Source organism: Micromonospora sp. LOL_014 (genome assembly GCF_048060245.1).
In the GTDB taxonomy this organism is placed as follows: domain Bacteria; phylum Actinomycetota; class Actinomycetes; order Mycobacteriales; family Micromonosporaceae; genus Micromonospora_E.
The window spans coordinates 40,967-53,465 of sequence record NZ_JBHMIP010000022.1 but is presented as its reverse complement, the minus strand read 5'-3'; the positions used below and the strand labels follow the sequence as shown (position 1 = coordinate 53,465).

Genomic DNA, 12,499 nt, shown 5'->3' with positions numbered 1-12,499 from the left:
CTGACGCTCGGCTGCCCCGTCCGTCGTCGGCCTGATCCGGTGCCGATCCCTGCACCGGTCGGTTGACGAAGACCGGGGCGAGCCAGATGGCGGTGGTGCCCAGGCCCTGGATGCAGTTCAGGTCGTCGATCACACCCGGTAGGTCGCCGCCCTGGTAGAAACCTTGTCGGTGGGGTCGTGACCGGTGACGAGCCGGTCGCCGGTCAGCCCGTGCCCGGCTCGCCGTTGGCGAACCGGTCGGGCAGCCGGCGCCGGGACGCCGGCCAAGGTGGCGGCGAGAGCGTACGGCGCCAGGCGGGACGCACGGGTGCGGCTTCCGTCGACAGCCTTGCGTTGACGATGAGCGCACGCTAACCCTTGCTGCAAGATTCTGCAGTATCTTGCAGGCGTGGCGACGGGCGGACCGCACCGGCCCGTCGACGGACGGCAGTTCAGGTGGCGCGGCGGTGGATCAGCGGCGGGTCGGCATTGCGGCGCGGTCAGTCCAGGTCGCAGGGCGCGCCGTTGGTTAGGCACCGCTGCGGGGTGGCGCCGCGGCCGTGGCGTTCGAAGTGGAACCGCAGCGGCACGGACGACCGGGCCCCGACCGGTACCGAGCTGGTGAAGACGTACTCCCGGCCGGACCGGCGCATGGTCGCCTGCGGCGCGCCTTCGACCCAGGCCGTGTGCAGCTGGCCGACGTTGTCCGGAAACCGGATGGTGACGGTCCAGTCACGATCGCGTCCCGAGGTGTTCACCACCAGCACCTCGGCGATGAAGCCGTCGCCGAACTGCTGTAGCACGCTGTAGCGGCCGACCACGTCGGGATCGACGGGCGGCGCCGGGGTGCGGGGCGGGGCGGATGTGGTGGCGTGCGACGGCTCGTGGATCGGGCCGGACGGCGACGGCGGCATGGCGGCCGGAGTGGATGGCGCCGGCGAGGAGGGAGCTGACGAGGAGGGTGCGGGTCGCAGGACCGCCTCGCCGGACGGCGGCGGGGCGGCGGCGACAAGCTGGCCGCCGGTGTTCACCGCCGGCGGGCTCGCGGCGACCCGCGGTTCAGGCTCGGGGACCACGGTCGGCGGTGGCTCACCGATCGCCCGGGTCTGCATGGGTACGCAACCGGCGGCCACCAGCAAGATGACCACCATGACAGCGAGTCCACTCAGGACAACTACCCACGGCGCCAGGGCGATCACGGTGGAGGGGGTCCAGGCGATGCGCGCGGCGTGCCTGCCGTCCACGTTGGCCCCCTTTTCGCACCGGTGTCCCGCGGAAGAGTAGCGATTCCGACCCGCAGTGCAAAAGGCCCAGTTACTGACTAGTTAGTCGAGTGGGGTAACAGTACAGATACGCACCGCGTTGCGACCAAGCCACAACAGATAGTGGAATCGCTGACCGGGCACCGACCGACCGTCGGCGTCGAGGTACTCCCACTCCACCTCGACCGCCACCAACGTCATGCTCACCTGCTGGATCTGGTGGAAGCGGGCGTGCGACGCGACGATCCGCCGTTGGGCGTAGTCGGGCGCGGCGCCGACGAAGGACAGTGCCACTGCCGCTGGCGAGGAGAACGCGAAGCTGTAGGCATCGGCGACGACCATCGCCGGCGACGCGAAGCAGTCCGCGATACCGGGCACGTCGCCGGCGGTGATCGCCGCGCCGTACCGGTCGAAGAAGCCGGCGAGCGTGTCGAGGTCAGTCGAGGTGTCCACGAGACCGCAGTGCCCGGTGGGCCCGGTCGACAAACCGTCCCGGGAGCTGACACCGGGTTGCGACAATAGCAAGACGGACGTACGGTTTTGTTGCGAGCCGCGCTCCGGGTAAGTGTTACCTCACCCCAACGCCGCGGTAATCCGTACGAAAGACTGCCAGGACGACCAGGGACACAGCGGTAAGGAGTCCGACGTGGCGAGCCTCGACACCTTCGGTGCGAAGAGCCAGCTGCGCGTCGCCGACGCGAGCTACGAGATTTTCAAGATCAACACAGTGGCGGGTCACGAACGCCTGCCGTACAGCCTGAAGATCCTGCTGGAGAACCTGCTCCGCACCGAGGACGGGGCCAACGTCACCGCCGAGCAGATCCGGGCACTCGGCTCCTGGGACCCGACCGCCGAGCCGAGCGTCGAGATTCAGTTCACCCCGGCCCGGGTCCTCATGCAGGACTTCACCGGTGTGCCGTGCGTGGTCGACCTGGCCACCATGCGGGAGGCCGTCCGCGAACTCGGCGGCGACCCGACCAAGGTCAACCCGCTCGCGCCGGCCGAACTGGTCATCGACCACTCGGTCATCGCCGACCTGTTCGGCCGCGAGGACGCCTTCGCCCGCAACGTCGAGCTGGAGTACGGCCGCAACAAGGAGCGCTACCAGTTCCTGCGCTGGGGGCAGACCGCGTTCAACGAGTTCAAGGTCGTCCCGCCCGGCACCGGCATTGTGCACCAGGTCAACATCGAGTACCTGGCCCGGACGATCATGGAACGCAACGGGCAGGCCTACCCGGACACCGTCGTCGGCACCGACTCGCACACCACGATGGTCAACGGGCTGGGCGTCGTGGGCTGGGGCGTCGGCGGCATCGAGGCGGAAGCCGCCATGCTCGGCCAACCGGTCAGCATGCTGATCCCCCGGGTCGTCGGGTTCAAGCTGTCCGGCGAGGCACCCGCCGGCACCACCGCCACCGACCTGGTGCTCACCATCACCGAGATGCTGCGCCAGCACGGCGTGGTCGGTAAGTTCGTCGAGTTCTACGGACCTGGTGTCAGCGCCGTACCGTTGGCCAACCGGGCCACCATCGGCAACATGTCGCCCGAGTACGGCTCCACCGTCGCGATCTTCCCGATCGACGCGGAGACCATCAACTACCTGCGGCTCACCGGTCGCGACGACGCCCAGGTCGCGCTGGTCGAGGCGTACGCCAAGGAACAGGGCCTGTGGCACGACCCGGCCGCCGAACCGCACTACTCGGAGCGGCTCGAGCTCGACCTGTCGACCATCGAGCCGTCGCTGGCCGGGCCGAAGCGCCCGCAGGACCGGGTGCCGCTGGGCAGCGCCAAGACCATGTTCCGCTCGGCGCTGACCGACTACGTCGCCGACGACCACACTCCGTCCGTGGCCGGCCCGGCCGACGAGGCCAGCGTCGAGTCCTTCCCGGCCAGCGACCCGCCGGCCAGCGACGGCGCCGACGACCCGGCCGACAAGCCGCACGAGCTGCTCAGCGCCTCGGTCGGTGCCGGTGGGCGGGCCAGCAAGCCGGTTCAGGTGACCGGCGCTGACGGCGCCCGGTTCGAACTGGACCACGGGGCCGTGGTGATCGCGGCGATCACCTCCTGCACCAACACCTCCAACCCTCAGGTGATGCTCGGTGCCGCGCTGCTGGCCCGCAACGCCGTCGACCGAGGCCTGACCCGCAAGCCGTGGGTGAAGACCACCCTGGCACCGGGCTCCAAGGTCGTCATGGACTACTACGAGCGGGCCGGCCTCACACCGTACCTGGAGAAGCTCGGCTTCCACCTGGTCGGCTACGGCTGCACCACCTGCATCGGCAACTCCGGCCCGCTGCCCGAGGAGATCTCCGCCGCTGTCAACGAACACGACCTGACCGTGGTGTCGGTGCTGTCCGGCAACCGCAACTTCGAGGGCCGGATCAACCCGGACGTCAAGATGAACTACCTGGCCTCACCGCCGCTGGTGGTCGCGTACGCCCTCGCCGGCACGATGGACATCGACCTGGCCAACGAGCCGCTGGGCACCGGGTCCGACGGCCAGCCGGTGTTCCTGCGCGACATCTGGCCCAGCAACGCCGAGATCGAACAGGTACGGGCCAGTGCGATCGGTGCCGCCGGCTTCGGTGCGGCGTACGCCGACGTGTTCGCTGGCGACGAGCGGTGGCAGTCACTGCCCACCCCGACCGGCGACACGTTCACCTGGGCAGACGAGTCGACCTACGTCCGTAAGCCCCCGTACTTCGAGGGCATGGCGCCGACGCCGCGGCCGGTGACCGACATCGCCGGCGCCCGGGTGCTGGCCAAGCTCGGCGACTCGGTGACCACCGACCACATCTCGCCGGCCGGGGCGATCAAGCCGGACTCCCCCGCCGGGCGCTATCTCAGCGGACACGGCGTCCCCCGGCACGAGTTCAACTCGTACGGGTCCCGGCGCGGCAACCACGAGGTGATGATCCGTGGCACCTTCGCCAACATCCGGCTGCGCAACCAGTTGGTGCCGGGCGTCGAGGGCGGGTTCACCGTGAACCATCTGACCGGTGAGCAGACCAGCATCTACGACGCTTCGGTGGGGTATGCGCAGGCCGGCGTACCGCTGGTGGTGCTGGCCGGCAAGGAGTACGGCTCCGGTTCGTCGCGGGACTGGGCGGCCAAGGGCACCATGCTGCTCGGCGTACGGGCCGTCATCGCCGAGTCCTACGAGCGGATCCACCGCTCCAACCTGATCGGCATGGGGGTGCTGCCGTTGCAGTACCCGGCCGGGCAGGACGCCGCCTCCCTCGGGCTCACCGGCACCGAGACGATCGACATCGTCGGGGTGACCGCGCTCAACGACGGCACCACTCCGCGTACGGTGACCGTGCGCACCGACACCGGTGTCGAGTTCGAGGCCGTGGTCCGGATCGACACCCCGGGCGAGGCCGACTACTACCGGCACGGCGGCATCCTGCAGTTCGTGCTACGCAAGATGCTGGCCGGCTGACCCGGTCACGGATGAACGGCGGCGGTGGGTGGTGACCGGTCCGGTCACCGCCCACCGCCGTGTTGTGCCAAGCTCGGAGCCATGGACGACAGGACCTTGCTGGCCCGAATTCAGGAACTGGTCGACGAGGAGCACGAGCTGCGTGGCAGGTTCGCCGCCGGGCAGCTCTCCGCGGACGAGGAGCACGCCCGACTGGGTGCGCTGGAAGAGGCGCTCGACCAGTGCTGGGACCTGCTGCGTCGCCGCCGGGCTGCCCGGGACGTCGGCGGCGATCCAGACGCCGTCCAGCCACGGCCCACCGGCGAGGTGGAGGGCTACCTGCAGTAGTGGCGGGATCCTCGGTCAGCCGGCCAGCACCGCAGCCACGGCCGGGATCACGCCGGACGCCTCCCGGGTCGGCGCGTACCGATCGTCCAGCCAGTTGCGGCCCCGGTGCAGCCAGACGCTGGGCAGGCCGGTCGCGGCGGCCCCGCCGATGTCGGCCTCCGGGCTGTCACCCACCATCCAGGCGCCGCGTAGCCGCATCCGGACGCTCTGCGCAGCGAGTGCGAAGATCCTCGGGTTGGGTTTGCTGACCCCGGCGGCCTCCGATATCACCCAGTCGGCCACGTACCGGTCCAGGCCGGTCCGGCGGATCTTCGCCTCCTGCTGGCGGGCCGCCCCGTTGGTGACTATCACCGGCACCCAGCCGGCGTCCCGGGCGATCGCCAACGAACAGGCGACCAGCGGATCCAGCCGGGTGTGCCGCACGACGCCGTCATGCAACTCCTCGACCAGGTCGACCGACGACGACCGGAGTCGATACCGTTCCCGGAGCGCGTCGGCCAGATCCCACCGGTCGGTCAGCCCGTCGGCATCGACGGAGACCAACCAGTCGATGTCGTCCCGTGGGGCACCGACCGAGTCCAGGAATTCCTGACCCCACACGCGAAACGCCCCGGCCCGGTCGAGCAGGGTGTTGTCCAGATCCAGGAGCAGGAGTGGCACGGGCGCACCTTACGCGACACCGTATGGCGGGGAACAGTCCCAGAATGTAAACGAGCACCGGTAGCAAGCCGTACGTACGGCTTGCTACCGGTCTGCCCACCTGACACGATCACATCATGCCCCGGGTGAGCCAGATCCAGCTCGACGCACGCCGCCAGGAGATTCTCGCCGCCGCCCGGGTCTGCTTCGCCCGGCATGGGTACGAAGGTGCCACCGTCCGCCGGCTGGAGGAGGCCACCGGGCTGTCCCGAGGAGCGATTTTCCACCACTTCCGGGACAAGGACTCACTGTTCCTGGCGGTCGCCGAGGACGACGCGGCCGCGATGGTCGAGACGGTGGCCCGCAACGGCCTGGTCCAGGTGATGCGCGACCTGCTCACCCGGACCGACTCCCCGGACACCGCCGGCTGGCTGGGCAGCCAGCTCGAAGTGTCCCGGCGGCTGCGCACCGACCCGGACTTCGCCCGGCGCTGGGCCGCCCGGTCGGCGGCGATCGCCGAGGCGACCCGGGAGCGGCTCGGCCGCCAACGCGACGCCGGCGTGCTGCGCGACGACGTACCGATTGACGTCCTGGCGCGGTTCCTGGAGCTGGCCTACGACGGGCTGGTGCTGCAGCTCGCGATGGGACGGCCGGGCAGCGACCTCGGCGCCGTGCTCGACATCGTAGAGGAGGCGGTACGACGCCCGACGCCGCGCTGACGGGTGGCACGCCCGTCCCACAATAGGGACCACCGTCAGCGCGGGAGCGTCGGCGACCCGACGCCCGCCCGGCAAGCCAGGAGACCTTATGACGCCCGGTGAAACCTGGGGTATCCCCGGACCCACCTTCCTCGCCGTCTTCGGACTGACCGCACTGGTGCTCCTCCTCGCCAACCTCGGCTACCGGCGGATCGCGCTCGCCGGGCAGGACGGCCGCACCGGATCGCTCGGCGGCACCGAGGTCGCGTATCTCAACGGCGGGGGCCGGTTGGCTGTGTACGCCAGCCTGGCGGCGTTGCGCTCGGCGGGCAGCGTCGACGTCGGCGCCCGAGGCACGTTGCGGGCCGCCGGTCCGCTGCCGACCGGGACCGGGCAACTCGACCAAGCGGTGCACCACGCCGCGCAGCGCCAGGGACGCGTCCGCGACCTGCAGACCGACCAGTGGGTCGTCGACGCGCTGCACCGGATGCGCGACGGGCTAGTCGCCGCCGGGCTGGCAATCAGCGACGGCCAACGCCGTACCGCCCGGCTGCTCGCCGGCACGGTCGGGATCCTCGCCGCCGTCGGTGTGCTGCGGGTGTTCGCCGGCACCGCGAACAACCGGCCGGTCGGCTACCTGGTGCTGATGCTCGCGGTCACCGTACCGGTGGCGATGGTGCTGTTCTTCTCGGTGCCGCGCCGCACCCGGGCCGCGAACCGCCTCCTCACCAGACTGCGCAGCCAGTACCGTCACCTCTCGCCGACTCTGCGGCCGGCCCCCGCGACGTACGGTGTCGCCGGCGCGGCGATGGGGGTCGGCGTTTTCGGGGCGGCGTCGTTGTGGGCCATGGACCCGGCGTTCGCGGGGACCGCGGAGATCCACCGAGTGAGCGCCAGCACCGGGTCCTCCAGCTGGGGCGGTGACAGCGGCGGGGGTGGCGGTGACGGAGGAGGCGGCGGCTGCGGTGGTGGCGGCTGCGGCGGATGAGGCCGATGTCCGTCACCGCCTGGCCGCCCAGCCCCGACACCGGGCTCGGGGTCGGCATCGGCTGGCGCCCGGAGATCTCCGGCTTCCTCGATGAACTGCCCGGCATGCGCTTCTGCGAGGTGATCGCCGAGTCCGTCGACCCCGGCCGGCCGCTGGACGACGAGCTACTCCGGCTCCGTGAGCGGGGGGTGACCGTCGTGCCGCACGGCGTACGGCTGTCCCTCGGCGGCGCCGAGCCGGTCGAACAGCACCGAGTCGACCGGCTCGCGGGCGTCGCCGAGCTGCTCGGCGCGCCCCTGGTCAGCGAGCACATCGCCTTCGTCCGGGCCGGCGGGGTCGAGGCCGGGCATCTACTGCCGTTGCCCCGCACCTGGGCGGCGGTCGACACGGTCGTCGGCAACGTCCGGCGGGTGGCCGCCGAGCTGCCGGTGCCGGTCGCGCTCGAACCGATCGCCGCGGTGTTCGACTGGCCCGACGACCAACTCGACGAGGCCGACTTCGTCAGCGAGATCGTCGAGCGCTCAGACGCGCTGCTGCTGTTGGACGTCGCAAACGTCTATGCCAACGCCCGCAACCGGGGCGACGACCCGGTCGCTCTGCTCGACCGGCTGCCGCTGGAACGCATCGCGTACGTGCACGTCGCCGGCGGTGCCGCCGACCGGGACGGGATCTACCACGACACGCACACCGACCCGGTCCCGGCCGAGGTGCTGCGCCTGCTCGGCGAGTTGTGTGCCCGGCGACGGGGGCCAGCGGTGCTGCTGGAGCGGGACGGGCACTATCCGCCGGGCGAGGTGCTGCGCGCCGAGCTGGACGTAATCGCGGCGACCGCCGGGCTGGGCCGGATCACGTGACCGCCCGGGTGGCACCCGGCGACGGTTCCGACCCCCGTGCCGGACTCGCCGCCGCCCAGCGTGCGCTGGTCGCGTCCCTCGTCGAGGGTGCCGATCCGCCACCCGGCTTCGACCCGCACCGGCTGTCGGTCGCCCGTGCCGCGTTGGCCCGCAAGCGGGCCGGCGAGGCGGCCCGGCACTGGCCGCAGGTGGCCGCCTCACTCGGTGCTGCCTGGCCGGCCGCGTTCGTCCGCTGGGCAACGGGCCGACGGCCGGCGGGCGGGCTGCGCGACGGCTGGGACTTCGCCCGGGCGCTGGCCGCCGATGACCGTCTGCCGGATCTGGCCGTGGCGGAGCTGGCTGGCTGGGAGGTCGGCTGGTGCTACGACGGGTCGTCGGTTCCCCGCCGACGCCGTCTCCCGGCGGTACGACGGCTGCCCGGCGGGTGGACGGTCCAGGTCGCCGGTCGGGTGCGGACGTACGGCGGGCGCCGCCGGTAGCTGGTGGGGGTCATCACCGGCGACCCCACGGCATGCGGCAGGATCGGGGGCATGGACCTCGGCCTCGAAAACCGGGTGTACGTGCTCACCGGCGCGTCCCGTGGACTCGGCTACGCCACCGCTGCCTGTCTGGTCGCCGACGGGGCGCGGGTGGTGCTCGCCGCCCGGGACACCGCCGGTCTGACGGCGGCGGCGCACCGCCTCGGCGGCCCGCAGCACGCGATCGCGGTCAGCGCCGACCTGGGCGAGCCGGACTGCGCGGCACGCCTGGTCGCGACGGCCAAGGAGCACTTCGGCCGGCTCGACGGGGCGTTGATCTCGGTCGGCGGGCCGAAACCCGGTCCCAGCCACGCGGTCAGCGACGAACAGTGGCGGGCGGCGTTCGACACCGTCTTCGTCGGCGCGGTTCGGGCGGTGCGGACCGTCGCCGACGCGCTACCCGCCGGCGGGGCGGTCGCCGTGGTGCTGTCGACGTCGGCCCGGATGCCGCTGCCCGGGCTGGGCATCTCCAACGGCCTGCGGCCCGGGCTCGCGGCGGTCGCCAAGGAGCTCGCCGACGGCTACGCCGGCCGGGGCGTCCGAGTGGTCAGTCTGCTGCCCGGCCGGATCATGACCGACCGCAACGTGGAACTCTTCGCCGCGACCGACGATCCGCAGCAGGCCCGGGCCGAGGCCGAGGCCGACATCCCGCTCGGCCGGCTGGGCGAGCCGGCGGAGTTCGGCCGAGTGGCGGCGTTCGTCCTGTCCCCGGCGGCAAGCTATCTGACCGGCATCACGCTGCCCGTCGACGGCGGCGCGCTGCCCTGCCCCTGACCGGCTTCCCGGCGTGCACACCGACCGGGTCACGATGGCGCAGCTGCTGGCCGGCGCTGTCGGCCGTACCCTGCCCGACATCGTCGGACCCGACCTCGACGTACTGTTCTGTGGGATCAACCCGAGCCGGTACTCCGCTGCCGCCGGCCACCACTTCGCCCGGCCGGGCAACCGGTTCTGGCCGACACTGCACCGGTCCGGCTTCACGCCCCGGCGGCTCGACCCCAGCGAGGACCATCTGCTGCCCGGGTTCGGGCTGGGCGTAACGAACCTGGTCGCCAGGGCGACGGCGCGGGCCGACGAACTCACGCCGCCGGAGCTGGTCGCCGGAGGCGCGCGGCTCGTCCGGTTGGCCGCCGCGTGCCGACCCCGGTGGATCGCCGTGGTCGGGGTGACCGCGTACCGGCTGGCGTTCGACCAGCGACGGGCGCTCGTCGGACCCCGACCCGAGAGCCTCGGTGGTGCGAGGCTCTGGGTGCTGCCCAACCCGAGCGGGGCTCAATGCCCACTACCAGCTCGACCGGCTCGTCGCCGAGTTCGACCGGCTGCGGCAGGCGGTGGCGGCCGAACCGCCACGGTAGGCGACTACTGGTGGCGGGCCATCCGCTCGCGGATCAGCTGACCGAACAGGCCGGCCGGTTGTCCGCAGTCGAGACACTGAAGGCCTTCGTCGAGACGTGGCCCTCCGCACTGGGCGCACCGGCCCCGGTCGCGGGGATCGTGGTACGACCGCAGGGCGGCGCAGAGCGCCGCAGCCACCGACTCGGTCAGTACGACAGGGTCGGCGTCGCCGACGCGAACCGCCACGCCAGCCGACCGGACCGGTGCCGGATCGAGCGGGGCCAGCCGCTGCGCGAACTCGTGCAGTGCCGCCGCGACCTCAACCTCCAGCTCCACCGGCCCAGCATAGTGGACGGCGGACCGCTATCCGGCGGCACCGCCCGGCGGCGGGGGCAGGTCCTGGTCGGTCGGGAAGGCGCGACCCGACCCGGCCGTCACCGGATCCAACCCGGTGTCGTCGAGGTACGGAGTCGGTGAGTCGGCCACCGCGAACTGGGTGCGGTACAGCTCGGCGTACAGCCCGCCGGCGGCGATCAGCTCGGCGTGCCGGCCGCGCTCGACAATCCGGCCCTCGTCGAGGACGAGGATCTGGTCCGCGTCGCGCACCGTCGACAGCCGGTGCGCGATGACCAGGGCGGTACGGCCGGTCAGCGCGACCGACAGGGCGCGCTGCACCGCCGCCTCGGACTCCGAGTCGAGGTGGGCGGTGGCCTCGTCGAGGATGACGATCGACGGCGCCTTGAGCAGCAGCCGGGCGATGGCAATCCGCTGTTTCTCACCACCGGAGAAGCGGTAGCCGCGCTCCCCGACCACCGTGTCCAGCCCGTCCGGCAGGGCCCGGACCAGCTCCTCGACCTGCGCGCCGCGCAGCGCCGCCCACAGCTCGTCGTCGGTGGCGTCCGGCCGGGCGTACCGCAGGTTCTCCGCGATCGTCTCGTGGAACAGGTGGGAGTCCTGGGTGACCACCCCGATGGTGTCGCGCAGCGAGTCGAGTGTCGCGTCGCGCACGTCCACCCCGCCGACCCGGATCTCGCCGTCGGTCACGTCGTACACCCGGGAGACCAGCATTGCGGTGGTGCTCTTGCCGGCGCCGGACGGGCCGACCAGGGCGACCAGCTGCCCCGGCTCGACGCTGAACGACACCCCGCGCAGCACCGGCTCGGAGACGGTCCGGTCGAGCGTCGCGACATCCTCCAGCGAGGCCAGCGAGATCTCGGCGGCGCTGGGGTACCGAAACCGGACGTCGCGGAACTCCAGCCGGCTGGATCCGGGCGGCACGACGACGGCGTCCGGACGCTCGGCGATCGACGGGGCGAGGTCGAGCACCTCGAACACCCGGTCGAAGGAGACCAACGCGCTCATCACGTCGACCCGCACGTTGCTCAACGCGGTCAGCGGCCCGTAGAGGCGGGTGAGCAGCAGAGCCAGGGTCACCACGGTGCCGGCGCTGACCGCGCCGGTGACCGCCAGCCAACCGCCGAGTCCGTAGGTGAGCGCCTGGGCGAGCGAGGCGACCAGCAGCATCGCCACGAAGAAGGTACGCGAGTACATCGCCGACTGGATGCCGATCTCCCGGACCCGGTCGGCCCGCTCGGCGAACCGGCGTGCCTCGACCTCGGGCTGGCCGAAGAGCTTGACCAGTAGCGCGCCGGCGACCCCGAACCGCTCGGTCATCGTGGCGTTCATCTTGGCGTCGAGATCGTACGATTCCCGGGTGATCTCCGCGAGCCGCTTGCCGACCCGGCGGGCCGGCACGATGAAGATCGGCAGCAGCACCAGGGACAGCGCGGTGATCTGCCAGGACAGGGTGAACATCACCGCGGCGGTGAGCACCAGTTGGATGACGTTGCTGACCACACCGGACAACGTCGAGGTGAAGGCACGCTGGGCGCCGATCACGTCGTTGTTGAGCCGGCTGACCAGCGCGCCGGTCTGGGTCCGGGTGAAGAACTGCAACGGCATCCGCTGCACATGGTCGAAGACCCGGGTCCGCAGGTCCAGGATGATGCCCTCACCGATCCGGGCGGCGTACCAGCGTTGGGCCAGGGAGAGCAGGGCGTCCACCACGGCGAGCGCGGCGATCAGCAGGGCCAGCCGGACCACGGTCGCGCCGGCGTCGGCGCGACCGGCGGTGATCGTGTTCACCACGTCGCCGGCGAGGACCGGGGTGGCGACCCCGATGCCGGCCGCCAGCACGACGGTGACCAGGAAGACGGTGATGTCCCGCCGGTACGGGCGGGCGAAGGCGACGATCCGCCGGGTGGTTCCCCTGCTGACCCGGTGGGAACGCAGCTGGTCGCCGTCGCGCATCGAGCGCAGCATGCCCCAGCCGGCCCCCATGCCACCCATCCCACCGGATCCAGCCATCGGCACCCGCCACCTTCGTCTCGCCACCGTCGCGGGTACCAGTGTCCCGGACACCTACGACAACAGTTCAGGTAACTGGCGTCTTCCCGT

The 12,499-nt window shown here is 71.7% G+C and carries 13 protein-coding genes and 1 pseudogene; 8 read left to right on the top strand and 6 right to left on the bottom strand.

Features of this window, described 5'->3' with window-relative positions; all coding sequences use genetic code 11:
* Positions 1-34: 34 nt before the first annotated feature.
* The 3 genes and pseudogenes from ACFHW1_RS19520 to ACFHW1_RS19510 all read right to left on the bottom strand — a co-directional run.
* Positions 35-245: pseudogene (locus ACFHW1_RS19520) on the bottom strand (alpha-amylase family glycosyl hydrolase); the annotation flags it as partial.
* Between the two features lie 234 nt (positions 246-479).
* Complete coding sequence (locus ACFHW1_RS19515; protein WP_416554885.1) at positions 480-1,130, bottom strand: cellulose binding domain-containing protein; 651 nt, start codon at positions 1,128-1,130, stop codon at positions 480-482.
* A gap of 174 nt (positions 1,131-1,304) precedes the next feature.
* Entirely contained in the window at positions 1,305-1,694 is a 390-nt protein-coding gene (locus ACFHW1_RS19510; RefSeq protein WP_416554883.1) for a hypothetical protein, read from the bottom strand.
* 193 nt (positions 1,695-1,887) lie between these two features.
* Here ACFHW1_RS19510 and ACFHW1_RS19505 point away from each other — a divergent pair, with 193 nt between their 5' ends.
* Both ACFHW1_RS19505 and ACFHW1_RS19500 read left to right on the top strand, forming a co-directional pair.
* Complete coding sequence (locus tag ACFHW1_RS19505; RefSeq protein WP_416554881.1) at positions 1,888-4,683, top strand: aconitate hydratase; 2,796 nt, start codon at positions 1,888-1,890, stop codon at positions 4,681-4,683.
* A gap of 81 nt (positions 4,684-4,764) precedes the next feature.
* Positions 4,765-5,010 (top strand): DUF2630 family protein, encoded by a 246-nt coding sequence (locus ACFHW1_RS19500; RefSeq protein ID WP_123604777.1) that lies wholly within the window; start codon positions 4,765-4,767, stop codon positions 5,008-5,010.
* A 15-nt stretch (positions 5,011-5,025) separates the two neighbouring features.
* Here the strand turns inward: ACFHW1_RS19500 and ACFHW1_RS19495 are convergent, their stop codons facing one another.
* Positions 5,026-5,670, bottom strand: a complete 645-nt coding sequence (locus ACFHW1_RS19495; RefSeq protein ID WP_416554879.1) for an HAD family hydrolase — start codon at positions 5,668-5,670, stop codon at positions 5,026-5,028.
* 116 nt (positions 5,671-5,786) lie between these two features.
* Between ACFHW1_RS19495 and ACFHW1_RS19490 the strand changes: the two genes are divergently transcribed.
* The 6 genes from ACFHW1_RS19490 (at position 5,787) to mug (ending at position 10,103) form a co-directional block, all read left to right on the top strand.
* Positions 5,787-6,368, top strand: a complete 582-nt coding sequence (locus ACFHW1_RS19490) for a TetR/AcrR family transcriptional regulator (protein WP_416554877.1) — start codon at positions 5,787-5,789, stop codon at positions 6,366-6,368.
* 88 nt (positions 6,369-6,456) lie between these two features.
* Positions 6,457-7,335 (top strand): TIGR04222 domain-containing membrane protein, encoded by an 879-nt coding sequence (locus tag ACFHW1_RS19485; RefSeq protein ID WP_416554875.1) that lies wholly within the window; start codon positions 6,457-6,459, stop codon positions 7,333-7,335.
* 5 nt (positions 7,336-7,340) lie between these two features.
* Positions 7,341-8,189 (top strand): DUF692 domain-containing protein, encoded by an 849-nt coding sequence (locus ACFHW1_RS19480; RefSeq protein ID WP_416554873.1) that lies wholly within the window; start codon positions 7,341-7,343, stop codon positions 8,187-8,189.
* Complete coding sequence (locus ACFHW1_RS19475; protein ID WP_416554871.1) at positions 8,186-8,668, top strand: hypothetical protein; 483 nt, start codon at positions 8,186-8,188, stop codon at positions 8,666-8,668. Before ACFHW1_RS19480 ends, ACFHW1_RS19475 begins: the two co-directional genes overlap by 4 nt.
* 51 nt (positions 8,669-8,719) lie before the next feature.
* Positions 8,720-9,481, top strand: coding sequence for an SDR family oxidoreductase (locus tag ACFHW1_RS19470; RefSeq protein ID WP_416554869.1), 762 nt, complete (start codon positions 8,720-8,722; stop codon positions 9,479-9,481).
* 13 nt (positions 9,482-9,494) lie between these two features.
* Complete coding sequence (gene mug / locus ACFHW1_RS19465) at positions 9,495-10,103, top strand: G/U mismatch-specific DNA glycosylase (protein ID WP_416554867.1); 609 nt, start codon at positions 9,495-9,497, stop codon at positions 10,101-10,103.
* Here the strand turns inward: mug and ACFHW1_RS19460 are convergent.
* Positions 10,067-10,378 (bottom strand): hypothetical protein, encoded by a 312-nt coding sequence (locus ACFHW1_RS19460; protein WP_416590741.1) that lies wholly within the window; start codon positions 10,376-10,378, stop codon positions 10,067-10,069. The genes mug and ACFHW1_RS19460 overlap by 37 nt on opposite strands.
* Positions 10,379-10,405: 27 nt before the next feature.
* Complete coding sequence (locus ACFHW1_RS19455) at positions 10,406-12,409, bottom strand: ABC transporter ATP-binding protein (protein WP_416568363.1); 2,004 nt, start codon at positions 12,407-12,409, stop codon at positions 10,406-10,408.
* Positions 12,410-12,499 lie beyond the last annotated feature (90 nt).